Genomic DNA, 25,698 nt, shown 5'->3' with positions numbered 1-25,698 from the left:
ACAATGATCATATCACGCTGAGAGCAGTTAGAAGGGATACTTAAAAACCATAACTGGTTATAGTTAAAAACTATATCAAAAGTTATTCCATTTCACACCGTACGACGACGCAGTTCATAAAAATATTGTACCGCTGGATGCTTTAATTTGACCTGCTCCGACATGTTCAGAATTCGTTTTTTGCCAACGCGTCTGTCCATTAAAGCCAGAATATTAAACAAGATATCCTTGCTCTCCAGATTATCCTCTATAGAAGTTGATAGATACGCCGTAGCTGCAACGGTAAAATTCGATTTACTGAGTGCGGTCTGAGCCAACAACAGCTCTTTGGCATGTACGGAGATTTTTCTACTTCTTGCCATGACTTGAAGACGATCCTCGGGAATGGGTCCTTTGGAATCTTTTCGAATAGCTTCAATCTCTTCATCGCTCACAGGAATCATGATTTCCGGGTCGCTCTTGATCTCCTGCTCTGTCTGATACCATCGGATTGGGGTTGTTGTATCGCTCATGTTGAGTACATTCTTTTTATCTACAGTAATATAACAATTGCCTGATTTATCAGGTGAATAGCTATAGCTGGTGGCACGGTACTCCACCCTTCCAACTAACGCAGGACTAAGAAAACTCTCCAGTTGTTGCTTCAATTTACTCCAGGACATAAATCCTCCTATTATCAAAAGCCTACCGCACGAATTGCGGCGATCATTTCAAATATTTTTCAATCCGTCTCCAGTATCAACATTCATCTAAATTATAACATAGCAAACCAAATTGATGATGGAAGAAACCCAGTTATTGGTTTTAAAATTCCCTATGTGATAAAATTGCAGAAAATTATCTACTTACTATTAAATCGTCATAGCCTACCATTGAAACATACGGTGTTATTCACAAAGGAGAGGAAGAGTGTAATGACTACGAAGAAAGCAACCTTACCTGCTCATATGGAAAAACTCGTTAAAGATAATGATATCGCTACCGTAAAAGTAATTTTCGAACAATGCGAATGGGATGCACGTGGGGGTTACAGCAAAGGTACGGCCCTCAGCTTTCGGCATATTTCGGATGAATTGGTCCGCTGGCTGGTAGCGCAAGGAGCAGACATTAATGCACGCGACAAATATCAACGCACGCCTTTACATGCCCATGCCTCACACTGGTCAGGAAATGTACCCCTGTTCCTTGAATTAGGTGCGGATCTGGACGCTGTGGATTACCAAAATGAAACACCGTTACATGCAGCGGTCAATGGGTATCGAACCAAAGTGGTTCAAGAGTTGGTAAACCAAGGCGCTACGATTAACGTAGAAAATAAACAGGGAAATACGCCATTAGCTAAGGGGTTAGCCAATTGCAGGAATAGCGATATAGTCAATCTGGCAGAGATTGCCGCAATTATGCTGGATGCCGGAGCATCGGTCACCCCGGATATGAAAGAATCGGTGAAGCGGATCGGTAAGGATTTTGAATTCGTCCGTGAGAAGTTTAATAAGGACAAGGTCGATGAAGTTTCAGACGCGCTGATCAAACTGTACCAGTTATTTGATGTCGAGCCGGTAGTGAGTCGGATCATGCACGATGGGACTACCCCCATTCAGGTAAAGGCAACCACTTGGACCAAACAGCACCAAGAGCTGTGGGAATATCTCATTCCGGCCCAGGGCCACGCTCAAACGGTGCAGGGAGAGGTCATCCGCATCACAGGACGTGTGTCCCATGAAGTATTGGATAATGGCGGTGGAAACTGGGATGCGGAGTATCGTAAGATGCTGGATGCACTGATTCGTCACTTGGGCACTGGTGCACCACTTGCCCCGACACTGCTCCAAGAGGCAGCAGACTTGGTCAGCAGGCTTCGCGATGGATACGATTTTGATGCGCCTGCCAGATTATCCGAGTTGGCGGTATTATGGGTGCTTGCCAATCCTCAACCGGTCGCGATGGAGAAGCCTGCGTATACGCGTTAAACAGCAAAGCAAAAAAAAAGAAGCGGAAGAGTTACCGCTTCTTTTTTTTGCTATTAATCTACCTGAATCATACTCCGTATCCATGATTACGTCTTACTCTACTCTACCTGTTCATTACTTTCAAACTCAATGAGCAATTCGCGTACTTTAGAAGTGGTTTTGGCGTTCATCAAGCTGTTTCTCAGCTCACTAGCACCGCGGAAGCCACGAACATAGATTTTGAAAAAACGGGCCAGCGGGCTGAACGAACGCGGTTCAAGCTCGGAATATTGATCATGGAGATCCAGATGCAGCCGTAGCAGATCAAGCAATTCCTTACTGCTGTGTTCCTTCGGCTCCTTTTCAAAAGCAAATGGATTCTGGAAAATACCGCGTCCAATCATAATACCATCCACACCATATTGCTCCACGAGTCTCAGGCCTGTCTCACGGTCAGGAATATCCCCATTAATCGTCAGCAGTGTATTAGGAGCTATCTCATCCCGCAGTTTTTTAATCTCCGGAATCAGTTCCCAGTGAGCGTCTACTTTGCTCATTTCTTCTCTCGTCCGCAAGTGAATGGACAGATTCACGATGTCTTGTTGCAAAATATGGGTTAACCAGTCGCGCCATTCATCGACCTCAGTAAATCCGAGACGCGTTTTTACACTGACCGGCAGCCCCCCGGCTTTCGCCGCCTGAATAATCTCCGCCGCAAGGGCTGGCCGGCAGATCAAGCCGCTTCCTTTTCCATTCTCGGCTACATTCGCTACCGGACAGCCCATATTGATATCGATGCCTTTAAATCCTTCTTTCGCCATACCGATACTCATCTCACGAAAGAATTCCGGTTTATCTCCCCAGATATGAGCCACAATCGGCTGTTCATCCGCTGTAAACGTCAAACGCCCGCGCACACTATGGTGCCCCTCCGGGTGACAATAACTCTCTGTATTCGCAAACTCCGTAAAAAACACATCCGGTCTGCCCGCTTCACCTACGACATGCCTAAACACAACATCCGTCACATCTTCCATCGGTGCCAGTATAAAAAATGGTCGTGGCAATTCACGCCAAAAGTTTTCCTTTGTCATTTCAAAAGCTCCTCTATACATTCCAGGACAGTATCTGTCCTCATTAATAGTTAAAATAGTAAACCTCGTAACTCATGCATCTGCTGCCTATCATTTACATGATCATTCGTTTTTCGTTGCAATTCACATTATGGTGTCCTAGCCTTCTTCTTCACTTATACCATGCAAATGTAACTTTGTTCAAACAGCAGTATCTGTTATTACTTCCATTAGATCTTCAAATTATTGAAAGTTCGATGATCTCAAAATTGCCCTTTCCCGATTTTATCACGTCTTTATTAGATTTTCAGCCCGATTGCTCTTGCCGAACTGGAAAAGCTCCTCTAAAATGAAGCTCGACAGGCTTTTAACCTGCAAATCGAGATTTTAAGGAGGCCTGAATTATATATGGAAATTTCACTGGATATGATCAAAGACAAAGTTGAATGCTTGCAGGCTTATGACTTCCGTGAACTGGAACGAGCGATCGAAGAACGAATCGGAATGAACAAAGCATTAATGCTGCGCGTGAAGCAAGTTCAGCATCAAGTGACGTTTGACCCTTTTCGCAACAAGATGTTATATAGTGCAATCGTGCATTTTAACGTAGATTAATGGACCAAGATTTTAAATAGTGAAAAACAGTTCACTGACGCAATTTCATTTAAACATATCCGATAAAACATGCAAAAAAGAAGACGCGAATTCGCTCGCGTCTCTTTCTATACGAAACTCCACTTTCTCTTGTTAAAACTCCTGCTTAACCAACAACAACTTATAAGCAGAATTTCACCTGTAATCATACTTTACATAGTTAAATACGGGATCGTACCACTATACAAACAGTCACTTTTGAGGATTAAGGGGAGAATACCATGCAAGAATTAAAATTTATGAAGAATTATAAAAACAATGAAGTACTGCGCAAGAGTTTTTTCGAGCTTGCTGTCAACACGTTTGAGATCAATTTTGAAGATTGGTATCGACAAGGATACTGGGGCGAGCGTTACATCCCTTATTCATATGTCGATGGAGACCAGGTTATTGCCAACGTTTCTGTTAACATCCTTGAGCTCATCATTCACGGTGAGAAGAAAAAAGCGATTCAAATCGGCACGGTGATGACACATCCTGATTATCGGGGAAAAGGACTCTCTACAGATTTAATGAACAAAGTTTTAGAGGAATACGAGAACAAGTACGATTACATGTACCTTTTTGCCAATGAATCGGTGCTTGATTTTTACCCCAAGTTTGGGTTTAAGCCTGTGGAGGAGCATCTTTTTTCAATGAATTATACGGCAAAAAAATCACCTGAGCCTGCGCACATCCGAAAACTAAATGTAACTAGCGCGGAGGATTTACGTCTTATTCAAAAATTTGCATCGGAAAGATTACCTGTTTCTCAGCATTTCGCAACCCATCATGCTCAAGGAATACTCATGTTTTATTGCCTGAATGTCTTTAGTGATGATATTTATTACTTGGAAAACGAAAACGTCATTGTTATTTATCAGAAAGAAGACAATCATATTGAGCTCTTCGACGTTATTAGCTTAAACGAAATGAATATGAAAGATATCTTGGATAAGATTGCAGATGAAGATACGGAGAAAATAACCTTTCATTTCACTCCAGATGATCACGGTCTTGATCTAAAAAGTTCGATCACCAATGAAGGTTTATTTGTAAGAACCCCTGGTGAACATCTCTACCCTGTGCACGTTAAACATCCGATTACATCTATTGCTTGATGATACTTAAAAAAGATCAAAAAGGAGCAGGATTCCCTGCTCCTTCGTTATGTGAAACTTCTTTCTCTCATCAAACGTAAATTCACAAGGTATAATGAAATCAGATGACCGTTCAGCATGATCTTATGACCATCATAATGAAGGAGGGGACATTCGTGGCGTTTATCCCGCTAAACTGCCCCAATTGCAACGGAAGAATTGAATACAAGAAGGATGAGGTTTTAAAGTGTCCCTATTGTGAAACAGAGCTTCTATTGAAGCAAAATCATGTCTATTACGTAGACCAGACCATTAATCATTACCATGGAACGCCCCCTAAAGTACCACCGAAGCAGACTGCCTCCGTAAAGGTAATGCTGATACTGATGTTAGTCCTAACTGGCGCGATCGGTACATATTTTTATTATAGCAACAGCTCCACCTATCCAAAAACAGAAGCCAATCTGCCTGTGCGAAAGATGCCTGAAAGCGAGGTTCTGCTTTCATTTTTGCGAGATATCTTCGATAAAGGGGCCGCCTTGCCAACAGAGGAGGAATTGGCTCGTATTCGCTATTTAACCGTAGAGCATTCGGAGAATGATCAGTGGAAGTTTACATATAGCCTCTCCGATCCTTTCAGCGATGAACAGGCCGAGAAGATCACTTATATTACTCAGGACAAGAAACTGAATAGCCAGCGGATTGATCAGCGTGATTTTGAAGCTTTTAAGGGACTGACGGCATTGGACCTGACGAATACCTATGAAATATCCCAGACGGACCAAACCACTTTGGCCCATATGCCCGGATTAAAAAGTTATGGTGGCGCTTTTAACGAATCCTTTAGTACATTTTCGGGCTACTTTGGCGACAAGTCTAAAATTACGGAGCTTACCACTCAGCTTCGCAGTAATCAGGAATTGGCCATGCTGCTGGAATTCCCCAATCTGAACTCTTTATTCATTACCTATGTGGATGAGTCCGTAACAGATCTTCACTTGTTAAACCAATTGCCAATCAAGTCCCTGTCGCTCACCTTTGTCAATGAACTCGGATGGTTATCGTCCATGACCGGGCTATCATCCTTGTCTATACAGTACAGTGAAACCACAGACCTGCAGCCGCTGTATGCCTTGACCCAGCTTCAGGAGCTTCAGTTGTCCTATTTAACGAACGTAAAGTCTATCGACTTTGTGCAAAATATGCCTGCTCTACAAACGTTAGATATTGAAAATGTAAACTTCTCCAGTCTGGGGCGCTTGACCGGCAAAAACTCTATTACCACACTACGCCTGGCTTCTCTAAGTGAGCTTGGCTCGGTAAAGGCCATAAACAGTCTGCCCTCTTTGCGGGAATTAACGTTGTCCGGCTACTACGAGAATGCAGAAGCGCTGACACTGCCTAAAGTAGAGCGAGTGGAAATTCCAAGCTCCTTTCTCCCCGGGCTAAAGGCCCCGGCTACAACCAGTCTGACGCTCCGTGGCGGAAGTGGGGAATTGAACTTGGCTGTGCTGGGGAAATTCCCGAAACTGGAGCAACTCTCGCTCTGGGAGATCGATGAAATAACCCGTCTTGCCGCCCTGGACGGCTTGTCCCGCCTAGAGACCTTAAACATTAACGACTCGTCACTGTTCAAGGAAAGCGATGCCTTATTTCGTTTGAAGCAGGTGAAATCTTTGATGTGCTCCGAGTGTAGGCTGAACTTTGAACAAAAGGCGGCCGCGGAGAACAGCGTGCTTGAACACTTGACCTTAGAACACCCATATTTCAGCATAAACAACACCTCTGTTACTGAAGTTGACCAGATGATGCCTTACTTTGCCAAACTGTCCGCTCTACGTTTCTTCACTATGCAAGACAGCAATTTGGCTTCTCTCGAATTCATGATCAACTGGCAGGCCATAGAAGAGCTTCATCTCGAGAACAATGCCGTTTCCAATATCGAGACCCTAAGCCAGCTGCCTGATCTGCAAAAGGTATATCTATCCGGTAATTCGGTACAAAACAAATCCGTGCTTGGCACGGGTGTGCATGTGTATTAATTACCGGCTGGGATGATGGGAGTTTTAGACTATTTTAGTTAATGGATGCTATTGAAACAAAGACAAAAAAGGGGTTCGAGAATCGTATATAAATTCTCGAACCCCTTATGTTTATGTTTAGCTTTCTAACCATCATCGCTACACTCCAGAACGCTGCGAATTGACCGTGCCAAAGATATGATACGGTGTTATCCCCTTTGCAAATAGACTATCGATCAGCTTGATCAATTCTTCCGACGATAGATCTTTGTCTCTGTGTATCCAAAGACGAAACATAGATATTAATGTTGATATGTAAAACTCGATGATATATGGTGCCAAGACATCATCTGTTGGAAAATCCACAATCAATCGCTCAAAGGGAATTTCTCTTTTCAAGCGTTCCACAAAATGAACAGAACCATAGTCGCCCAAGAGGGCTTTCAGAACTGAAATGTCCTCTGCATTTTCCAAGCATTGAAGTGCATCCTGGAACGTATGTGTAGAAAACTCTCTACCTGCCATCTCCTCGTTAATGGATTTCAAAACACGCTCTTCAACGCAGTCCAACAACTCATAGATATCTGTAAAGTATTGATAAAATGTACTCCGATTATATCCTGATTGGTTAGCAATCTCTTGAATGGATATTTTTTCGATTGGTTTTTGGCTATATAAATCGCAGAATACATTTATGAATGTCTGCCTTGTTTTATCCGTAATTTCAGGTTGCTTTTTCATTATTTGCCTCCGTTTGCTGTTCGATCAATTATCCGACAGATATTAAAAATCTGATGGTTGATGACCGTATAGTGAATCAATACAATATCATTATACAACACGTTGTTGGATCATCAACAAGGATGAATATGGATTATTAGGAGGCTAAGATGAGAATTTTATTTTTCGGTAGAGGTGTAATATCGACCCAATACGCGTGGGCTTTCGAAAAGGCAGGCCACACCGTTGAGTTTTACGTTAGAAAAGGGAGAAAAGAAACCTTCGGAAGTCATATAGCGCTTGAAATGTGGGATGCACGAAGAGGGAAGCAGTTAATCCAGGAAAGCTGGAAAGTCAAGCTGCATGAGGAGATAAGGCCAAATTACGATCTCATTATTGCGAGTGTCAACACGGAGCAACTTCCCGAAGCAGCACAATTACTATCGACTACCGCTGGTAACACCCCGATCCTAATATTCAATAATATTTGGCAAGATTTAAAATTATCGATCTCGCCCTTGTCTATGAACAATGTTGTCTTTGGGTTCCCAGGAGCAGGAGGCGGCATTGAGGACAATAAGCTTAGGGGCGGCTTTTTAAAAATGATATTTTTGGAAAAACCACGGGTAGGCACGGAACAGATAAACAACAAGGTCAAAGAACTATTTGAAAGCGCCCATTTTAAAATCAATTGGATCAAGGATATGCAAAGCTGGTTATGGAATCACTATGCCATGAATGCGGCGATGGAGACCGAGGTGTTAAAACGGGGAAGCTTCCCAGCACTCTTGAATCATAGTGACTCATTCGCAAATGTAGGCAAGAGTATGCGGGAAATGAAGCCTGTTCTTAAAGCAAGAGGCGCAAAGATGGACGCGATTACTCTACTGTTGACCAAGATCCCACCAGCACTTATCGGCACGCTGTTTAACAAGGTTATTTTTGCAAAGGGCAACTTACCACGACTTTTCATTGAATACAATAATAGTAAGTCCAGTTTTGCAGTACTTGAAGTTGTGAGAGAAGCCAAAAAGTTAGGTATACCTTTGCCACGTCTTACCTTGGCATTAGAAAACACTGAACAACACACAGCTATTAAAAACGGATAAACTGGAAAACTTGATATTGTTCAGACCAGCATCAACTCTAGTAATGGTTATAACAACTATAGCCCGAGCTTTAGAAGCTTCGGGCAAAGCAGCTATTTATTAAAACAGGTAAATGTAGCTTCAAAACACTACACCCTAACCAACATCGCCACCGACTCCACATGCACCGTGTGTGGGAACATGTCCACCGGCGTGACCTCAACCGTGCGATAGCCACCATCCTCCAGCACACGCAGATCACGTGCCAACGTACTCGGATTACAGCTCACATACACCACACGCTCCGGCTTCATCTCCAGGATCGTTTCCAGCAAACGTGGATCACAGCCTTTACGCGGTGGATCGACTACGATGACGTCGGCCTCGATGCCTTGTTCTTTCCAGCGTGGAATAACGTCCTCTGAGGCACCAACTTCGAACTTCACGTTACGCATTTCGTTCAACATCGCATTGCTACGCGCATCCTCGATAGCTTCTGGCACAATCTCAACCCCGTACACCTGATCCGCATGTTGCGCGAGGAAAAGAGAGATCGTTCCGATGCCGCAATAGGCATCAATTACAGTTTCTTTGCCACTCAGTCCGGCGTACTCCACCGTTTTCCCATACAGTACTTCCGTCTGCACTGGATTCACCTGATAAAACGAACGCGCTGAGATCGCAAATTGCACATCACCGATATAATCATAGATTACATCACGGCCCCACAGGACGCGGGTTTCATCGCCAAAGATAACGTTGGTCTGTTTCTTGTTCACGTTATGGCAGATGCTCGCTACATGCGGAATCGCTTCACGGATACTGCCAATCCATTCGTCTTTGTACGGGATGTCTCGACCATTGGTGACCAAAACAAGCATCATCTCGCCTGTACGGAATGCCTTCTTCACAACGACATGACGCAATAGACCGCGGCCTGTCTCTTCGTTATAGGCGCTGATTCCAAAATGACTGCCCATCTCCTTCACCTTTGCAACCACTTCGTCATTATGCTCATGCTGAATGAGACAGCTTTCCATATCAATGATCCGATGGCTTCCTTTAGCGTAAAAACCACCTACCAGACCACCCTCGGTAACGCCAATCGGCACCTGTGCCTTATTCCGATAGCGCCATGGCTCGTCCATACCCATCGTAGGCAGTACGCGAATGCCCTGCTCTGCATCTTCTGCATCCTCCACTATCACGTTCAGCTTGCCAATCCGCTGCAAATTATCGACTACCAACTGGCGTTTCCACGCAAGCTGTCCGGCATAGCTCATATGCTGGATCTGGCAGCCGCCGCACTGATCGTAGATCGGGCAAGGCGCGGACACACGATCTGGGCTTGCTTTCACGATCTCCAGCAGTTTGGCGTAGCCGTACTGCTTCTTGGTTTTCATTACGCGCACACGCACGGTTTCACCTGGAAGCGCACCCTGCACAAAGAGCGTGTATCCATTCGCACGACCTACACCCTCACCGTCATGGTTCATGCCAATGATGTCGATGACGGTCTCTTCATTTTTGCTAACAGGCAGTCCTTCGATTGGTACAGATTCCCGCGCTCTCCCTTTTGGACGAACGGCAGAAAGAGATGCGCCTTGTGGCCGCACCTCTTTTCCCTGCTGACGTGTAGATGGACGAGATGTTTGACTTGGCTGACGGGACGCTGAAGCGTTCCCTTGCCCCTGAGAGGCAGCCGAATTCCGGCGGTTTTTTCCACGACCGCTGCGGTTCGTATTAGACAACGTACATTCACTTCTTTCTTTTTAGTATTTAACGATACAACATCAGATGATGACGCAGATTCGTAAAGGTAGCTGGCAATGTGCCGCCCAACTCTCCATCGAGGTTCAGCTGCACATAGCCCGGGGACGTAACTTCCATATGACTCGTCTGGAAATGAACCACTTTCTTGTCATTCAGATGCTCCCCACGCAGCGCGAGCGTTACGAGGCGGATCATATCGGCCAGATTACACTTGCGGACACCGATCACATCGAACAGACCATCATCAATGGTTGCACCTGGAGCCAACTTCTCAAATCCCCCGACCGAATTGGTATTGGCGATGAGGAATAACATGAATTCATCATGGATTTCTTCCTGACCGTCGGCGCGAATAATCAGCTCCTGTGGAGACAGGCTTGCCATTTTCTCAATACCCTTCATATAATAGGCCAGTTGCCCAATCATCGTTTTCAGACGACTCGGTACTTCATAGGTCAGTTCAGTCAGTGATCCACCGCCGGCGATGTTGATAAAATATTTATCATTCGCTTTGCCCAGATCGAGCGGACGAAGTTGCTGGTTAATGACCAGATCCACGTAATCTTCCCACTGTCTCGGAATACCGAGTGCACGTGCAAAATCATTCGTTGTTCCCAAAGGAAACACACCCAGCGGCGGACGATTCTCCCGCTCGGCCATACCGTTGATGACTTCGTACAATGTGCCATCGCCGCCAGCAGCAATAATCATGTCATATCCGCGTTCAATCGCGAGTTCAGCTTCCCGGGTTGCGTCACCTTCACCCGTTGTTGCGTGACATGAAGCTTCAATACCACCTTGATCCAAACGCTGCAAAATATCAGCCAGACGTTTCTTCATTTCTTCCCGGCCTGAGGTCGGATTATATATTAAGCGAGCTTTTTTCATCTCATACGCCACCTATTCCACATTATCCATGAGTCTGAAGGACCTCATAATCTTACGTTGCACGAGTCCACAAAAGGGTATATTTTTTACACAATAATGAACTTCCGTTAATGTTGCTCTAATCTTTCGTCTTACCTATATCTATGCATCAGGAATTCCGTCTCATGCCAAAGCCTTTAACTCCTATCATATCATCAAATGTAAAGATGTCCTAGCCTTTGACACTCCCATCCCTAAAGGGGCAAGATCACTAAAGTGATTGGGATTCTTAGCTAAGCTTAACGTCCTCATTTCATTTCTGCTTTGGACAGATGCTAAGATTAGGGTATGCCATTACCCCTCCTAAGACAGTGCATATAGCATCTTAGGCTGATTGACTGTTACCGCCAATCACAGTTGCGTAGCGAATATTCATCGCCCCAACGATATCACGATGTCTCTTGAATCCACATGGGCACGTATATCTTCTATCTTGCGCCTTGTTCTTTTTTGAACATTCTGGACAGGTTTGACTTGAATATGCAGGGTTCACATATTCCACTTTGATCCCTGCCATGTTTGCTTTGTATTCAATGAATTGTGCCAAACGGTAGAATGACCATGTGTGTAGATTCTTTTCGTTTTTACGACTTGTTCTTGTCGTCTGCCTAATATTCGTTAGTTGCTCTAAGCGAATGACAGAAGTCTTATTTTCGACTGCGAAATTAACGATTTCACGACTGACTTTGTGGTCTTTGTCTTTCATCCATTGTTGTTCTTTATCATCTAACTTGCGAATAGCGTTCACTTTCTTTTGTTTTCCTAGTTTTTGACGAACACTACGAAACTTCCGTTTCTTGTATTTGTTTTCTCGCCCATTCCCAAAGAATCGAGCGTGATCATTATCTGTGATGGCTACGGCAGGGACTTTCAGCCCTAAATCAATGCCCAAAATCCGCATACCCGTTTTTTCAGTTATTGGCATGGTGACAGCAATTTGGGCTATCCACTTACCTGAGCTTTTCGTGACACGGAGCGTACCAAGTTTATGCTTCAAAAGGTCAACGTTTCGATGGTCCTTGTCGATGAACAATGCACGAATTTTTAAACGCTTAGATTTTCCCTCTACCATGAATGGAATGGAAATGTGCGTGAAGTCAAGAGAATAGTTTTGGTTATTCCATACGCAAATCGGTTTCTTTAGGATCGGTATGATTGCGTATTTACTTTTCTTAACTTTGTTAGAGAAGACACTATTCGCATCCTTAATCGCTTGATTTTTTACTGCACTTGGTAGATTAGCAGGAATGTCTTTTGTTGTCTTCTTCAACCTTTTCTTTTCTTCTACCATCTCGGCCACGAGTGTATTAACAACTCGGATATATTCATGACTACTTTGTTGCAATAGTTGGATCTGCTCTTTAGTCGGCAGCAGCTTTACCTTAACCGTTAGGGTCTGAGACAGTTACTTCACCCCCTTGTCTTTTGTTGTTCAACATAACGCTTGATGGTCTCACTTGATACATTTCCAGCGGTAGAAACAAAATAGGAACGTGTCCACAAACTGGGCAAATGCAGAAGGTGTGGAAACTCTTCTCGTAGTTTTTTTGATGTGACTCCTTTTATTTTTGCCATGATATCAGCAGGGCTTAATGTTGGAAGTGCATTGAGAAACATATGTGTATGGTCTTTGTCGCACTCCATGGCAACAATCACAATTTTAAGCTCTGCACATACCTCATGCACCAGTTCCTTGAAGCGCTGTTCTACCTCTAATTTGAGAAATATCTTTCTTCTGTATCGTGGGCAGAACACAAAATGATAGTTCAACAAAGATACGGTTGTGTTTGTTCTTCTATATTCATTCATATCTATATTGTATCAGTTTAATAGATGAATTGAAACAAACTAAAAAAAATTAAGAAGGCAGACATTTCGGATACTTGAAGCATCACAATAGTGATACTCCGTATCCGACCTCACTTTCATCCCACATCTAAAGAATTGGGCTTTCTCGTTCGGGAATTCTGTAATCTATAAGTATATTTTTGCATATATGTATCCACTAATCCATCCATTACCCAATAAACCTCACGCACCACTCCTGAATCTTCCCCACTACCTTTTATGTAAAATAGTCTCATTAATCAACCATTCTGCCCGCTTGGACAGGAATTAGTCTTCGATTTCGATGATCTTCATATGATTATGACATAGATATGCTACAAATTTACAAATCTTAAGATGAAAAGATAAATAACATAAACCTTTTTCCAATATAGTTTTAGTGAACCCTCAACTTAGCACTACATCATACCCTTGAAGGAGAAGTGTAAATGAAAAAAATCGTGTTAATGCTCATGGTTTCGCTTATGGCCTGTATTCCTTGGGTCACTGTTATTGAAGCGGCAGAAATTAATCATGATCAGGTAGTCGGATTCCAGGAAGTTACGCCTGTCACCGTCACGCAACAAGCAGCCAAGCGTTTTCAGCCTTTTCTAAAAGTCTATCATGGATGTGTGCCTTTTCCCGCAGTGGATCAACAGGGCAATACCAGTGCTGGCTTGAATACGTCCGGGTCATCGAATGGAAACTGTAGCTCAAGTACAGGCCAGATCTACTCCCGCTCCACATGGCACAATGGGGTGTGGGCTATCATGTATTCGTGGTATTTCCCCAAAGACTCCCCTTCCTCAGGACTCGGCCATCGTCATGATTGGGAAGGGATCGTCGTGTGGGTCGATAATCCGGCAGCGGCCAATCCCCAAATCCTCTCCATCGCATATTCCGGTCACGGACAGTTCACCAACGTCACTCCGAGCAATAACAATACACAAGGTAATCATCCGTTGATTTCCTATAATAGTACCTGGCCGCTGAACCATGAGCTTGGCGTTACCAACACTGTTGGGGGAACACAACCTTTAATCGGATGGGACGACCTGACTTCTGCCGCACGAAATGCGCTCAATACGACGAACTTTGGCAGTGCCAACGTGCCTTTCAACGATAACAATTTCACCAACAATTTAAACAAAGCCTGGTTCAGATAAGATAAAAAAGAAAATCCCCTTCAAGTGAACAGCTCACTTGAGGGGGATTTTCTTATAATGCGATCGTATTCCGATCGCCATATAGGTCCAGCTAAAAGCTTCCCGCCAGAAAGCTCCTCGGAACATGACTGTCTTTATCCTTACTCGAAGAATAAGTTTTTCTTTCATCATATGGCTCTTCAGCCAACCTCAAAATCCAATTTTTCTACCTGCACGCAGCTGTTTGTACCAGAAATACACCGTGCAACCCACACAATAACCCAGCAAAGCCGCGCTTGCAGCCGCGAGAAGCATGACGGAGAATACATACCCTGCGCCTACCCAACCAAGCGAGAACGAGATGAGTGACAGAGACAGGAAGAGTACAGCCAGAATATTGTTGAATCGCTGGAGCTCCACCGCCTGCGTCTCTGTCCCTTGACCAGTCAGCACGACTTTGCCAATTTGCACAAACAGATTCAATTTGCCACTGGAAACTAGCCCCACCACCTGAATGATCCACAGCAAGCCCAGAACTACCAGCGGATTGAACACAAACGAGAGTAAAACAAACAATACAATACCGACCTGATTCGCTTTCACATAGCGCATAGGTATTTCCCGCATCTGTATATCTCCTTATCCCCATTTTATTAGTTGGTTTTATTGTAGTCGGTATGCAGGGAATGAGCAATACATCATTTAAGGGGAGTAAAATCTCTTTTCAGCACGTCCCAATGGGGAGTCGGGACGCCTGTTGTCTTTTTCCAATCGGTAAATGCATTATTTAACGCCTCAATCTCTCCAAAAGAACCCGCAATCAGCTTATGAATTGGAAGCACACTATAGATCTTCAACAGAAGGTGCAACATCCGTTGATGCTTGCGAATCATTTTAGCCTGAATCTCCGGTATAATCGTTATGCCCATAGCCTCAAGCACGCTGAAGCCCTCATCCATCGCCCTAATCATATGTTGGATTTGCTTTCTGTTCCCGTCCAACTTGATCAATTCGCGCTTCTCATTAAAGCTCACCGCATTAAGCATCAGAATGGGGATGATATGGCTTTTCAGCCAGGCATCAATATCGCTCAGGACATTTAACTTGTATTTCACATGTTGGAAAGCTTGATCCAGCAAAGGTTTGAAGCCTATCTCACCGTCTAGACTGCCGATCACCATTTGTCCGCTACCTCCACCGATCGATAACATTCGGTCCTTTTCCCGCTTCCCTGCACTCACATGGAATCCAAACGCGACCTGTTTTGCTACCCTGCTGTTTTCCTCCAAAAAATTTTGCATGCTTCGCGCATCTGCGTTGTTTCCCACAATCACAATATTGCTGCTCTGATTGTCTGCCAGAATAGGTAACACAGAAGGAAAATCATTATATTTCATGACAACAAAAATCAGATCATATTGGTCATCCATTTCCAACGTTCTGGCTACCCGAACCTGATCAACTGTCGTTTTGAATTGAAAAACATGCCGGATGACGATTCCATCCTTCTCCAGCTCCTCTGCCCGCTTCCCTCTAGCCAGAATGGTGACTTCATTGCCGCCGCGCACCAGAACATGCGCCAGTTGACTGCCCAAAACACCTGCACCATACACTAATATTTTCATTGGTTATCCCTCTACTTCATATTTTATCAATATTCGTTGCTTTATGAACATTTGTTGATAAAATAAGAGTAACAAAGCACCTACTGTGCTTCAATCGTTAAAATATCCGTTTTTGTTGAATAATCAACGAATGATTCCTTATTGTTGAAAACCATCATAGGAGGGGCCATGGACAGACGAGTACTCAAGACACGAAAGGCGATAATCGAAGCTTTTGTGGGGTTACTGGAAGAACGGGATTTCGAGCAAATTACGATAAACGATATTGCTGATCGGGCTAATGTAAACCGAGGAACCATCTATTTGCATTACGCAGACAAGTTCGACCTGTTGGATCAATGCATTGAGACCTATTTGCAGCAGTTGTTGGATGCCTGTATGATCGAAAGATCTACTACAACACCCGTTACGGCCAAGGATGCGCTTCTCCGAACCTTCTGCTATCTGGAACAACATGCCACAACCTATACCACACTTCTAACCAAAAAAGGTATTCCGGCATTCCGTAGTAAGTTGATGACATTGTTGGTCCAGGGAGTGGAGGAACAGATGAATGCCTGTGGCATCCAGGAAGGTATGAAAAAAGAGATCACCATACAGTTTCTTGCTTCCGCTGCTGTGGGCCTCCTGGAGTGGTGGATTATGAATTCCATGCCTTATCCGGCTGAGGAGATCGTTGACCAATTAATAAGTTTACTGGAGCTACATCTGCAATTGCACGCACCCATTAATGGATAGCCCAATTTCTTTCAAGTGATCTACAACAAACAAAAACCACGTCCTTCGACGTGGTTTGATTGTTTATGAAGCTATGGAGTTCAAATCAATTGATACGACATTACTGCGAGCGATGTGATTACACACCTATGCCAAAGCGATCACTTCAAGAAGAAGCTTTAACTTCGTTACAACTCCCCAGCAAAATCTGGATCTGATGCTCCAGCCACTGCCCGAGCAATGGATGTGGCAACAGTGTCTCACCGCTGTACACATAGTTCAGTTCCTGCAGCCGATCCGGGATAACGTTCCTCGTGAAATAACCGGCACTCAAAAACAGCGGCGCCACAATGACTCGGTTCCCCCGCTCTTCGCTCCAGTACTTCACTTTATCGTACACACTCTCCGGATTCAGCAATGCATAATCCGTATGGGCTACACCACTAACTTCCTGCACACGCTCTGCAAGGGAAGAAATTCCGGCTTCCCAACGCTCGCGAAAACCATCATGAATACTACCATGGCCTACCAGCAGAATCGTTTCTTCCTCCGGTTGCTGCGACAGTAATCGGACTTTGTCCCACACCATCACGGCAATATCCGGATCGCTATCCATTGGATAACCGAAGTGAACCCGAGCCTTCACATCGAACGGTTCCAGATCCGTTTCGCGATCAGGTGTTTCCTTTGCACCAATGGCATATTCAATTTCATCCACATGTGTACTCCCGGACGAAACAAATAGAGGTACGACCAGAATATCGGTTACGCCTTGTGCTTCCAGTCGGTCGATACCGTCCTGGATCAGGCGTCCTTCCACAAGTTCAAGAAAACCGGCTTCAACCGGTAATGGAACAGGCAGATTCAACCGGGAGATCGCGTCATCGACGGATTCCACCCAGGTCTGCTCCTGTGAACCGTGACTGATGATGAGTACACCCGGCTTCTTCATGTTAGCGTCCCAGGCGTTCCAGCGTCATTTTATAACCATCATTACCGTAATTCAGGCAGCGTTTCACACGTGAAATTGTAGCTGTACTCGCACCTGTCTCTGCTTCAATCTGGTTATACGTATTGCCTTTACCCAACATACGAGCCACTTCCAGCCGCTGGGACATGGATTGGATCTCGTTAACTGTGCAGAGGTCATCAAAGAAAACATAACACTCTTCAATATCTTTTAGCGTCAAAATAGCCTCGAATAGTTGTTCAATGCTTTTATCATTTAGCTTTTTCAGCTGCATTTCATCATCATCCCCTAGCGGTTACTGTGTACCTACATTGTACTCACCCTGAGTTGGTATTTCAAGCGTTACCGATTTCACGCACTACAGAATAAAAATACATGTTACCGCTTACAAAAGGTACCATTGTCCTCCCCTCGCGTACATCGGGCGAAATTACCGCACTATTTCCCAGTTTTCACCTGTATATATCCGATTACTTATGTAGGATTTCAACCCTCCTAAATGTTACAATTTTGTGTCCAAACTGCATTTTACTCTTCGGGAACCTGCCATCATACATGCGCCCAAATCCGCAAATATCCCGTTTTCCGGGATACCCGCCTACGCCGTCTCTCCGCGAATGACATACAGTATAACAAAAGGGAGTTCCACAAGGGTCTATGATGTACATCTGTCATGCAACTCATGGAACGCAATTCCGAAATCCAATAGAAGGAACGTGATCGTTCATGCCACAGCATTATTATCACCGCCAGCCAGCACCAGGGCAGCGTCCGTCTTCTCATGCTCATCGGCAGGCACATACTTCTGCCTATATGCCGCCCGGTGTGGTTCCGCGGTCTTTGAATGAAACTCAGATTCAACCGATGTATCCTGGAGTAGAGCCCCATTACCCGGGCTTCGGTGAAGTCGAAGCTTCTGCAGTCGTACCCTATGGGCAAGGTGTGGCTGGCGGGAACTTTTATGGAGGTGCAGCTCAGGTTGTTCCCCCAGCTCCGGTAACGGCGCCTGCTACTGGCAGTTCCGGCTTTTCATTAGCCAACATCGGTGAGTTAAAAGGAATGATCGACCGCTTTGGCGGTATTGATGGAATCATGAGTGGAATAGGCAAAATGCAGAAGGTTGTTGGTGGGATCCAGCAGATGGCTCCGATGATGAAACTCGTTATGGGCATTCTGCCTTTTGGAAAAGGAAAAACGAATAAAAGTGCAGCTGATGCAGACTATGAAGAATATACGCCACCCCGGAAACGCAAAAGTAAACGCCGGAACAAAGCAACGAATGTTCCACGTCGCCGCAATACAACTCCAATCCGCCGCAAATCCAATTCCACGAAGCGCCGTCCCAAAAGTCGCAAAGGTTAAAAAAATTCAGGCACCCCCTTACAGAAGGCGGGTGCCTTAACACCGTTCATCCTTATACAAATAAAGTTTAGGAACTTACGTTCTTATTTCTGTAATTTGAGGTATACTGGATAGTAACTAAAGGAGGCGGACCATGGAACTTATCAAAGACAAATACACTCCCGCATTAATCGATCGGACCGGCGAACAGTTGCGCCAATTCTACCCGAAGCTCGATACACAGCAATTTCATGAATTGGTTTTCGCTGAAGGATGGGAAAAGTTGGAATTCAAAGCACGCATTCGCAGAATCACACTGGCCTTGACCCAGGTACTGCCGGACAATTATGAGGAAGCATTACATATTATCGAACAAGCCGCCCCGATGATGAGAGGCGTTGAATATCTGTTTGTACCGGATTTTATCGAAGTGAACGGACTTGACTCAGATGATTACGAGTTATCCATGAAGTATCTGACCCTCTTCACACCTTATTCCAGCTCGGAGTTCGCGGTACGCCCGTTTATTGAACATTATCCAATCCAAACGATGAAACATATGATGGCGTGGGCAGAGAGCAACAACGAGCATATCCGCAGACTTGCCAGTGAGGGCAGCCGGCCACGTTTGCCATGGGGTGCGAAACTCCAGAACTTTATCACCGATCCAACACCTGTACTTCCGATTCTCCATGCATTGAAACAGGACGAGTCCCTCTATGTTCGCAAAAGTGTCGCGAATCATCTGAATGACATCTCCAAGGACCACCCTGAACTGGTTATGGATCTGGCCACAACCTGGTACGGACAACATGTACACACAGACTGGATTGTTCGGCATGCCAGCAGGTCATTACTGAAGAAAGGACATAGCAAAGCACTAAGTCTTTTTGGTTATAATGAGCAGGATTCGATTCACATTGAGCAGCTTCAGCTTGTCCAGGATACGATTAGCATTGGCGAGGATCTTCATTTTTCGTTTGATGTCGTTAATGAGAGCGGCGAATCACAGATGCTGCGTATTGAATATGAGATGGGTTATATGAAGGCAAACGGCAAACAGGCCCCCAAACGGTTCAAATGCTCCGATAAAATGTACCCGACAGGCAGAACCAAAGTAGCCACTAAACAATCGTTCAAAGTCATCACGACGAGAACATATTATGCCGGTCTGCATACGCTTACCATTGTTGTGAATGGCAAAGAAGCAGCTACAACTTCTTTTGTTCTTGAAATGGAGTAAAAGGAAGTCATCATAAGTTATACACAGCTTGTTGAAGCGAAATAGTTATTCACATGTGGATACATTTTTTCAAAACTTCTAATAGAAGAATCAGAAAGGCCACCTGGCAATCATCTTCCGACAGGTTATTCCATTCCTGCCTGAGATCCTTGTCCAGTGGCCCATTTTATATGTAAACAACGTTGCTTCAGCTATGCGATCTTCTTCTGATGATCTGCTCGCAATACCGTGCGCTTATCACCGAAAGATGGAACTGCATACGGAGCAGTAAGGCGTACGATTCTCACTTAAACCAGCCCCGTTTTACAAACCAGGCCACCATGCTCCCGCCAAGCACAAACATTAACAGCAGCACCGCACCATAACCAAACTTCCATTGAAGCTCAGGCATATAGGCAAAGTTCATGCCATAAATACCCGCGATCAGTGTGAGCGGCATAAATACAGTCGTAATCACCGTGAGTGTCTTCATGATCTGATTCATCCGGTTGGAGTTCAGGGAAATATAACTGTCGCGCAGGTCAGCAGTCATCTCCCGATCGGCTTCAATCATGTCCGTCAGCTTCAATAAATGGTCATAGATATCGGTAAAATAAGCCGTATGTTCACCTGTTCGCTGCACATGCTGGGAGTTCACTACCCGATAGAGCAGATCTCGCATCGGTACTACGGTTCTTCTAAGCTTTAGCAATCGAGTCCGCAGATCAAACACCTGGTTCATCAAGTCTTCAACCGATTCTTGTCCACCCCGGTTCTCCAGTTCAGCCAGTTCATCCTCAATCGCAAATAGAGACGGAAAATAATGATCGACCAGCTTGTCCATCACGGTATAGGCTGCTGCCACCGGACCTCGCGCCCAGATGGTTCGTTCATGTGCATGGTGCAACAAGCGTTCCCACGCTTCATCCACTTCCTCCAATACGCCATGATGAAAAGACACTAGGAAGTTTGATCCGAGAAACAAGTCAACCTCCTCGGCTTCCAGTGTGGACGGGTTCAGTGCATGCAGTACAAGAAACTGCAGATTATCATAATAATCGAGCTTGGGCCGTTGCAATACATGCAGACAGTCCTCTATGGCTAATGGATGAAAATGAAAATATGTATCCAGCAAACGGCTTTCCTCTTCCGTTGGCTGGTTAAAGTCCGCCCATACCCAGGCGTAATCGTTCAGATTTAGCTGTGTAAGTGGTACGTTAACGGAGACTTGATGTTCTCGTGTAATGGCGAGTGTACGAATCATAAATCAGATCACATCCTTGTCCTGTATCTTTACGTTATTGTACACAGGTACCTTCAAACTCGACAACAAAAAAAGCCAACCCTGTTGGCTTCTCTCATTTCCCTATCCACAGTTCCCTGTATCCACAGGAATATCTTCTTTTGGTTTATCATTCCACGGATGGCTATCCACATATCCAGCCTGTCCACACGTTCATGCACAGGCGTCTCTTGATTTTGGTTGTATAATTGTCCACATATCCCGATATTCACACAGTTATGAACAGATTGTCCGGTAACCCCGAATTTGTTCGGGATAACTTCTCTTTTTAGAAAATAATCCAGTACAACAATCCTGCCAGTGCAGCAGTAATCGGAATCGTAATGAACCACGTAATAATAATACGTCCAGCAAGTCCCCATTTCACCGCAGAGAAACGTTTCGCGGAGCCCACACCCAGAATAGCTGATGTGATCGCGTGCGTTGTACTAACTGGAAGGTGAAGCAACGTTGCTGTGAAAATAACGGATGCAGCTGACAGATCGGCGGCAAATCCGTTGATCGGTTCAATTTTAAAGATTTTGGTACCCATCGTTTTGATGATTTTCCAACCACCAATGGATGTACCCAGAGCCATCGCAGTTGCTGCTGAGATTTTAACCCACAGCGGAACATCCAGATTATCCTGCACACCTGCTGCAACCAAAGCAAACGTAATAATCCCCATCGCTTTCTGTGCATCATTCGTACCATGCGTGAATGCTTGCAGTGCTGCCGTGAAAATCTGTACCGTACGGAAACCTTTGTTCACGTTATGCGGACTGCGTTTGGCGAAAATATATTTGAGAATCGTCATGACCACATAACCGATGGCAAATGCGATCAGAGGTGATAATAACAAACCTCCGACGATATCAATGAATCCGCTCCATTTCACTTTATCAGATCCTGCGCCAACGAGTACGGCACCTGCAAGGGCTCCAATAAGTGCATGTGAGGATGAGGACGGAATACCGAACCACCATGTAACCAGGTTCCAGATAATCGCTGATATCAAGGTGACTATGACGACCTCTATCCCGTTATCCAGCGTGGTGGGGTCGGTCACACTCCCCCCAATCGTCTTCGCAACGCCTGTAAACATCATCGCACCGACAAAGTTCATCACCGCTGCCAAAAGGATCGCGCGACGTGGCGTTAGTGCCCGTGTTGATACCGAAGTGGCAATGGCATTCGCCGTGTCGTGAAAACCGTTGATGAAGTCAAACGCCAGTGCAAGGAAGACGACTATACCTAATACCCAAATCGTTGTTTCCATTATTCTCTGGCTCCTTAAGAATTACGCATAATGATGGATTCGAGCACATTCGCCACGTCTTCACAAGCATCCGTTGTTGTCTCAAGACGCTCGTAAATTTCCTTACGTTTGATCAGTTCAATCGGATCAGACACGGTAGCGAAGAGATGTTTGATACACATGCGCAGCACTTCGTCGCCCTGGTTTTCCAGATCATTCAAACGAATGGTGTATTCACGGATGGCCAGCAATTTTTTCTGCGACAGCAGATGGATTGCCTTCTGAATTTCGTAAGCCGATTGGCGCAAAATTTCAGAGAACTGAACGATAAATTCGTCCGGATCCGTCAGTTGGTACATATAGAAACGGGAAGCCGTTGCTTCGAGTCCGTCCAATACGTCATCAAGTGTTGTTGTCAGCTCCATGATATCATCGCGTTCGATCGGCGTGATAAATGTTTTGTTGAGTTCTGTAATGATCGTATGCACGTAATCATCACATTTCGACTCGTACTTCTTCATTTCATTAGCGAAAAGAGTCACATCCTGAAGGTTGGAAACATGCTGGGAGAAATAATCTGCCGCTTGAACAACCGTATCTGCCATGTTCTCCAGTGTCTCAAAAAATATATCCTTCTTCTTCTTAAGCTTCATAGCTCTATCCCCTTTACGAGAAAAATTGCTGATAACCGATGAAACATGAAATGACAACCTTTGATATCTTATCATATTTGTTTCATGGTTTGTACAAAAGGTGTGATCCTTTTTTATATTCTTATCACATTAATCTGAAATGAATCTTAATTATTTGGAATAATGGTAAATTCAAGTCAAGATTTTACACAGAGTTTACAATTCGACATCAAAATTAAGAATCGACACGATTCTACTTTTCACGCTAAGGACAAATATAATGCCTTTTCGACGACAAAATGGATACATGTTTCATTGTTTTCTTTCATTACATCCTTTATTGCTGCACAGCCAGCTTCACGTGACTGGAAAATTCCGGTTGATTGGGAACAATGCTGATAAAGGTTTTACCCGGCACAAGAGCAACTTCATTACCACCCTGAACAAATCGTATAATATCCCCCTGCTTCTTCACCCACTGCCCACGAATCATCTTGCCCTTCTGAAACAACATGGCTTCCCCGCCCTGTTCCAAATTAACGGACAACCGACCTACACTATCGAGCACCTTGTGATCTGCACCTGCCACAATGATGTTGGCTGCGCCAAGTTGAGTACCATTATCCAGATCCTGATCTGACTTGCCATTCACCATTCTCATATATCGTCCGCTAACTTCATCATAATCATACGTCACCCGGTAACTATCCAATAAATAATGGATATCGAATTGCTTCACTGCCTCTCCTGCAGATGTCGCGCCTTCTTCGTTATAGATGTATAGGGGAGACTTGAAGTCATGGCTATAACCCTTGATATCTGCCCCTTCCCTCAGCTTGTCCGCTGAAGTATACAGATTATGTGGGGCTTTACGATCCGAGGAACGCCAGAAGTAAGGTCCACCATTCGAGATTTCATCCATATGCTGTTTCTGCTGCCTTTGCAAAATGGAATACGCCTCCGGACTGCCTCCGGCGTGAACAAGTACCCCATCATAACTCTCGCCCAGCTCAATCAGATATGGACGTATACTGCGGACAGGTCCAACCGTCTCCGCACCGCCTTCACTCTGGAAGATGGCTATGAAACGGGTAATGCCTCCCTCAGCGAGGACTTCGAGAATGATATCGGCTGAACTAAGACCCGATTGGGGCCGAGCTGCGGGTGCATTATTAATCATTACGGCGAGTGGTCGACGCGTAATCGCTTCATCTACAGGCAGACCCGTCAGAGGTGCTGTATAAAGAGACGTGTTGGATTCCTCCACGTTCTGTTCTTCTTGTACAGGTGCAGGTGTCGGTTCTGGATGAAGTGGCATCTGGGTCGCCTCCTGGTTTTGGCAGGCAACAAGACTCAATGAGAGAATAAAGAGAGATGCGGCCGATGCTGCTTTGTTCCATTTAAAAAGCTTCAATATAGGACCTCCTGAACGATATGGCCTGGTTCTAAGTTGTGAGATATGTCTCATGTGGGCAACCATTTCACGTATTTCTTTCCATTTAATCACACCCCATCCGATTTGTCTGCGCCCAGAAGGCCTTGATACAGCTTGAAATTCACATTTGAAACAGCATATAGCCAGAAAAATATGTCCTAAATGTGAACTTCTCAAACCTTACTTAAAATTTTAACTAGATTGTGATTTTAATCACAAACAAAACGACTTTTGAACTATACAATAAAGACATCAAAGGTGATCACTTAGAAAAAGAAAAAACAACACACACTAAATTCCATGAAGGAGTGGTTCATATGTTCAGCACAAACCAATGGCTTAGAGAAAACAAAGTAGCAATGTGGATTTTGACAGTACTTCGGGTGTATATCGGTTATGATTGGATGACTCACGGATGGAGCAAATTGACTGGCGGATTCGAAGCTGGCGGGTTCCTTGCAGGGGCATTGGAAAAAACAACGGGTGATCATCCAGCAGTTCAAGCATGGTGGGGAACGTTCCTTGAGAAATTCGCAGTACCAAACGCAGGACTGTTCGACTTCGTTATCCCATTGGGTGAATTCCTTGTAGGTTTGGGTCTCATCCTCGGTTGCTTCACTACACTAGCAGCACTGATGGCTATGGTCATGAACTTCGCATTCCTCTTCTCGGGAACAGTAAGCACGAATGCTCAACTGGTTGTAATGGAAATCTTCCTTGTCGTTGCTGGTGCAAATGCAGGTAAAATCGGTCTGGATCACTGGGTACTGCCTTACCTTCGCGGATTGTTCACTCGTAACAACAAAGGAAATCTTCCTAAAGACACACCAACGATTAGCCCTACTCAAAAAACAGCTTAAGCAATCATTCATAGCATTCTCGACCCTGCTCCCAATCCCCCTGGAGAGCAGGGCTTTTTGCTTTCCAAAATTAGCCCGGATGCCTGACTGACTTGCCCAT

25 protein-coding genes are annotated in these 25,698 nt (G+C 44.7%); 10 read left to right on the top strand and 15 right to left on the bottom strand.

All coding sequences use genetic code 11. From position 1 onward, the window contains the following. Window positions 1-92 precede the first annotated feature (92 nt). Window positions 93-662, bottom strand: a complete 570-nt coding sequence (locus tag MKY66_RS04100) for a hypothetical protein (RefSeq protein WP_076215038.1) — start codon at window positions 660-662, stop codon at window positions 93-95. Between the two features lie 252 nt (window positions 663-914). Here MKY66_RS04100 and MKY66_RS04095 point away from each other — a divergent pair, with 252 nt between their 5' ends. Next, on the top strand, window positions 915-1,970 hold the full coding sequence (locus MKY66_RS04095; RefSeq protein ID WP_076215040.1) for an ankyrin repeat domain-containing protein: 1,056 nt from the start codon (window positions 915-917) through the stop codon (window positions 1,968-1,970). 98 nt (window positions 1,971-2,068) lie between these two features. Here MKY66_RS04095 and MKY66_RS04090 read toward each other — a convergent pair whose 3' ends face one another. Next, the gene (locus MKY66_RS04090; RefSeq protein ID WP_076215043.1) at window positions 2,069-3,043 is read right to left on the bottom strand and encodes a tRNA-dihydrouridine synthase; all 975 of its coding nucleotides are present in this window, start codon (window positions 3,041-3,043) and stop codon (window positions 2,069-2,071) included. A gap of 387 nt (window positions 3,044-3,430) precedes the next feature. On the opposite strand from MKY66_RS04090, the gene MKY66_RS04085 reads away from it, so the two are divergent. From MKY66_RS04085 to MKY66_RS04075, 3 genes are all read left to right on the top strand, one after another. After that, the gene (locus MKY66_RS04085; RefSeq protein ID WP_076215046.1) at window positions 3,431-3,637 is read left to right on the top strand and encodes a DUF2536 family protein; all 207 of its coding nucleotides are present in this window, start codon (window positions 3,431-3,433) and stop codon (window positions 3,635-3,637) included. Window positions 3,638-3,897: 260 nt separating this feature from the next. Next, a complete protein-coding gene (locus MKY66_RS04080; protein WP_076215049.1) occupies window positions 3,898-4,776 on the top strand; it encodes a GNAT family N-acetyltransferase in 879 nt (292 codons plus the stop codon). A gap of 254 nt (window positions 4,777-5,030) precedes the next feature. Continuing rightward, window positions 5,031-6,797 carry a leucine-rich repeat domain-containing protein gene (locus MKY66_RS04075; RefSeq protein WP_256704314.1) on the top strand — a complete coding sequence of 589 codons (1,767 nt, stop codon included), beginning with the start codon at window positions 5,031-5,033 and terminating at the stop codon, window positions 6,795-6,797. 138 nt (window positions 6,798-6,935) lie between these two features. Here the strand turns inward: MKY66_RS04075 and MKY66_RS04070 are convergent, their stop codons facing one another. Continuing rightward, a complete protein-coding gene (locus MKY66_RS04070) occupies window positions 6,936-7,517 on the bottom strand; it encodes a TetR/AcrR family transcriptional regulator (protein WP_076215055.1) in 582 nt (193 codons plus the stop codon). A gap of 149 nt (window positions 7,518-7,666) precedes the next feature. Between MKY66_RS04070 and MKY66_RS04065 the strand changes: the two genes are divergently transcribed. Next, on the top strand, window positions 7,667-8,605 hold the full coding sequence (locus MKY66_RS04065; RefSeq protein ID WP_076215058.1) for a 2-dehydropantoate 2-reductase N-terminal domain-containing protein: 939 nt from the start codon (window positions 7,667-7,669) through the stop codon (window positions 8,603-8,605). 128 nt (window positions 8,606-8,733) lie between these two features. On the opposite strand, the gene rlmD is transcribed toward MKY66_RS04065, so the two are convergent. The 4 genes from rlmD to tnpA all read right to left on the bottom strand — a co-directional run bounded on the left by rlmD (window position 8,734) and on the right by tnpA (window position 13,093). Then, window positions 8,734-10,335 carry a 23S rRNA (uracil(1939)-C(5))-methyltransferase RlmD gene (gene rlmD, locus MKY66_RS04060; protein ID WP_076215061.1) on the bottom strand — a complete coding sequence of 534 codons (1,602 nt, stop codon included), beginning with the start codon at window positions 10,333-10,335 and terminating at the stop codon, window positions 8,734-8,736. Window positions 10,336-10,363: 28 nt separating this feature from the next. After that, window positions 10,364-11,245 carry a diacylglycerol kinase gene (locus MKY66_RS04055; RefSeq protein ID WP_017690659.1) on the bottom strand — a complete coding sequence of 294 codons (882 nt, stop codon included), beginning with the start codon at window positions 11,243-11,245 and terminating at the stop codon, window positions 10,364-10,366. Between the two features lie 364 nt (window positions 11,246-11,609). Next, on the bottom strand, window positions 11,610-12,689 hold the full coding sequence (locus MKY66_RS04050) for an RNA-guided endonuclease TnpB family protein (RefSeq protein ID WP_076215064.1): 1,080 nt from the start codon (window positions 12,687-12,689) through the stop codon (window positions 11,610-11,612). Between the two features lie 5 nt (window positions 12,690-12,694). After that, window positions 12,695-13,093, bottom strand: coding sequence for an IS200/IS605 family transposase (gene tnpA, locus MKY66_RS04045; protein WP_047840510.1), 399 nt, complete (start codon window positions 13,091-13,093; stop codon window positions 12,695-12,697). Window positions 13,094-13,560: 467 nt separating this feature from the next. On the opposite strand from tnpA, the gene MKY66_RS04040 reads away from it, so the two are divergent. Continuing rightward, window positions 13,561-14,277 (top strand): NPP1 family protein, encoded by a 717-nt coding sequence (locus MKY66_RS04040; RefSeq protein ID WP_076215067.1) that lies wholly within the window; start codon window positions 13,561-13,563, stop codon window positions 14,275-14,277. Window positions 14,278-14,466: 189 nt separating this feature from the next. On the opposite strand, the gene MKY66_RS04035 is transcribed toward MKY66_RS04040, so the two are convergent. Both MKY66_RS04035 and MKY66_RS04030 read right to left on the bottom strand, forming a co-directional pair. Beyond that, window positions 14,467-14,883, bottom strand: coding sequence for a DUF4395 family protein (locus MKY66_RS04035; protein ID WP_076215070.1), 417 nt, complete (start codon window positions 14,881-14,883; stop codon window positions 14,467-14,469). 71 nt (window positions 14,884-14,954) lie between these two features. After that, on the bottom strand, window positions 14,955-15,881 hold the full coding sequence (locus MKY66_RS04030) for a 2-dehydropantoate 2-reductase N-terminal domain-containing protein (RefSeq protein ID WP_076215073.1): 927 nt from the start codon (window positions 15,879-15,881) through the stop codon (window positions 14,955-14,957). Between the two features lie 168 nt (window positions 15,882-16,049). On the opposite strand from MKY66_RS04030, the gene MKY66_RS04025 reads away from it, so the two are divergent. After that, entirely contained in the window at window positions 16,050-16,619 is a 570-nt protein-coding gene (locus MKY66_RS04025) for a TetR/AcrR family transcriptional regulator (RefSeq protein WP_076215076.1), read from the top strand. Between the two features lie 145 nt (window positions 16,620-16,764). On the opposite strand, the gene MKY66_RS04020 is transcribed toward MKY66_RS04025, so the two are convergent. Together MKY66_RS04020 and MKY66_RS04015 are read right to left on the bottom strand one after the other, a co-directional pair. Further along, on the bottom strand, window positions 16,765-17,550 hold the full coding sequence (locus tag MKY66_RS04020) for a CbiX/SirB N-terminal domain-containing protein (RefSeq protein ID WP_076215079.1): 786 nt from the start codon (window positions 17,548-17,550) through the stop codon (window positions 16,765-16,767). Window position 17,551: 1 nt separating this feature from the next. Continuing rightward, a complete protein-coding gene (locus MKY66_RS04015; RefSeq protein WP_017690665.1) occupies window positions 17,552-17,842 on the bottom strand; it encodes a YerC/YecD family TrpR-related protein in 291 nt (96 codons plus the stop codon). A gap of 452 nt (window positions 17,843-18,294) precedes the next feature. Between MKY66_RS04015 and MKY66_RS04010 the strand changes: the two genes are divergently transcribed. Both MKY66_RS04010 and MKY66_RS04005 read left to right on the top strand, forming a co-directional pair. Beyond that, a complete protein-coding gene (locus tag MKY66_RS04010) occupies window positions 18,295-18,930 on the top strand; it encodes a hypothetical protein (RefSeq protein WP_179088568.1) in 636 nt (211 codons plus the stop codon). A 133-nt stretch (window positions 18,931-19,063) separates the two neighbouring features. Beyond that, window positions 19,064-20,152 (top strand): DNA alkylation repair protein, encoded by a 1,089-nt coding sequence (locus MKY66_RS04005; RefSeq protein WP_076215082.1) that lies wholly within the window; start codon window positions 19,064-19,066, stop codon window positions 20,150-20,152. A gap of 283 nt (window positions 20,153-20,435) precedes the next feature. On the opposite strand, the gene corA is transcribed toward MKY66_RS04005, so the two are convergent. The 4 genes from corA to MKY66_RS03985 form a co-directional block, all read right to left on the bottom strand. After that, on the bottom strand, window positions 20,436-21,395 hold the full coding sequence (corA, locus tag MKY66_RS04000; protein WP_076215085.1) for a magnesium/cobalt transporter CorA: 960 nt from the start codon (window positions 21,393-21,395) through the stop codon (window positions 20,436-20,438). A 307-nt stretch (window positions 21,396-21,702) separates the two neighbouring features. Next, window positions 21,703-22,692, bottom strand: coding sequence for an inorganic phosphate transporter (locus MKY66_RS03995; RefSeq protein ID WP_076215088.1), 990 nt, complete (start codon window positions 22,690-22,692; stop codon window positions 21,703-21,705). Window positions 22,693-22,706: 14 nt separating this feature from the next. After that, window positions 22,707-23,324: a DUF47 family protein gene (locus tag MKY66_RS03990; RefSeq protein ID WP_076215091.1), complete on the bottom strand. Its 618-nt coding sequence runs from the start codon at window positions 23,322-23,324 to the stop codon at window positions 22,707-22,709. A gap of 316 nt (window positions 23,325-23,640) precedes the next feature. Next, the gene (locus tag MKY66_RS03985) at window positions 23,641-24,717 is read right to left on the bottom strand and encodes a DUF3048 domain-containing protein (RefSeq protein WP_083657297.1); all 1,077 of its coding nucleotides are present in this window, start codon (window positions 24,715-24,717) and stop codon (window positions 23,641-23,643) included. 338 nt (window positions 24,718-25,055) lie between these two features. Between MKY66_RS03985 and MKY66_RS03980 the strand changes: the two genes are divergently transcribed. Then, window positions 25,056-25,598 carry a DoxX family protein gene (locus MKY66_RS03980; protein WP_017690672.1) on the top strand — a complete coding sequence of 181 codons (543 nt, stop codon included), beginning with the start codon at window positions 25,056-25,058 and terminating at the stop codon, window positions 25,596-25,598. The last annotated feature ends 100 nt before the right edge of the window (window positions 25,599-25,698 follow it).

The sequence above is a fragment of the Paenibacillus sp. FSL R5-0766 genome (assembly GCF_037971845.1).
In the GTDB taxonomy this organism is placed as follows: domain Bacteria; phylum Bacillota; class Bacilli; order Paenibacillales; family Paenibacillaceae; genus Paenibacillus.
The sequence above is the reverse complement of the archived record's forward strand: the minus strand, read 5'-3'. Positions and strand labels throughout refer to the sequence as shown.

What these genes read in the sequence shown, in the direction of transcription:
- MKY66_RS04100 (WP_076215038.1), bottom strand. Translation starts at nt 662, where the DNA reads ATGTCCTGGAGTAAATTGAAGCAACAACTGGAGAGTTTTCTTAGTCCT.
- MKY66_RS04095 (WP_076215040.1), top strand. Translation starts at nt 915, where the DNA reads ATGACTACGAAGAAAGCAACCTTACCTGCTCATATGGAAAAACTCGTT.
- MKY66_RS04090 (WP_076215043.1), bottom strand. Translation starts at nt 3,043, where the DNA reads ATGACAAAGGAAAACTTTTGGCGTGAATTGCCACGACCATTTTTTATA.
- MKY66_RS04085 (WP_076215046.1), top strand. Translation starts at nt 3,431, where the DNA reads ATGGAAATTTCACTGGATATGATCAAAGACAAAGTTGAATGCTTGCAG.
- MKY66_RS04080 (WP_076215049.1), top strand. Translation starts at nt 3,898, where the DNA reads ATGCAAGAATTAAAATTTATGAAGAATTATAAAAACAATGAAGTACTG.
- MKY66_RS04070 (WP_076215055.1), bottom strand. Translation starts at nt 7,517, where the DNA reads ATGAAAAAGCAACCTGAAATTACGGATAAAACAAGGCAGACATTCATA.
- MKY66_RS04065 (WP_076215058.1), top strand. Translation starts at nt 7,667, where the DNA reads ATGAGAATTTTATTTTTCGGTAGAGGTGTAATATCGACCCAATACGCG.
- MKY66_RS04055 (WP_017690659.1), bottom strand. Translation starts at nt 11,245, where the DNA reads ATGAAAAAAGCTCGCTTAATATATAATCCGACCTCAGGCCGGGAAGAA.
- tnpA (WP_047840510.1), bottom strand. Translation starts at nt 13,093, where the DNA reads ATGAATGAATATAGAAGAACAAACACAACCGTATCTTTGTTGAACTAT.
- MKY66_RS04040 (WP_076215067.1), top strand. Translation starts at nt 13,561, where the DNA reads ATGAAAAAAATCGTGTTAATGCTCATGGTTTCGCTTATGGCCTGTATT.
- MKY66_RS04035 (WP_076215070.1), bottom strand. Translation starts at nt 14,883, where the DNA reads ATGCGGGAAATACCTATGCGCTATGTGAAAGCGAATCAGGTCGGTATT.
- MKY66_RS04030 (WP_076215073.1), bottom strand. Translation starts at nt 15,881, where the DNA reads ATGAAAATATTAGTGTATGGTGCAGGTGTTTTGGGCAGTCAACTGGCG.
- MKY66_RS04025 (WP_076215076.1), top strand. Translation starts at nt 16,050, where the DNA reads ATGGACAGACGAGTACTCAAGACACGAAAGGCGATAATCGAAGCTTTT.
- MKY66_RS04020 (WP_076215079.1), bottom strand. Translation starts at nt 17,550, where the DNA reads ATGAAGAAGCCGGGTGTACTCATCATCAGTCACGGTTCACAGGAGCAG.
- MKY66_RS04015 (WP_017690665.1), bottom strand. Translation starts at nt 17,842, where the DNA reads ATGCAGCTGAAAAAGCTAAATGATAAAAGCATTGAACAACTATTCGAG.
- MKY66_RS04010 (WP_179088568.1), top strand. Translation starts at nt 18,295, where the DNA reads ATGCCACAGCATTATTATCACCGCCAGCCAGCACCAGGGCAGCGTCCG.
- MKY66_RS04005 (WP_076215082.1), top strand. Translation starts at nt 19,064, where the DNA reads ATGGAACTTATCAAAGACAAATACACTCCCGCATTAATCGATCGGACC.
- corA (WP_076215085.1), bottom strand. Translation starts at nt 21,395, where the DNA reads ATGATTCGTACACTCGCCATTACACGAGAACATCAAGTCTCCGTTAAC.
- MKY66_RS03995 (WP_076215088.1), bottom strand. Translation starts at nt 22,692, where the DNA reads ATGGAAACAACGATTTGGGTATTAGGTATAGTCGTCTTCCTTGCACTG.
- MKY66_RS03990 (WP_076215091.1), bottom strand. Translation starts at nt 23,324, where the DNA reads ATGAAGCTTAAGAAGAAGAAGGATATATTTTTTGAGACACTGGAGAAC.
- MKY66_RS03980 (WP_017690672.1), top strand. Translation starts at nt 25,056, where the DNA reads ATGTTCAGCACAAACCAATGGCTTAGAGAAAACAAAGTAGCAATGTGG.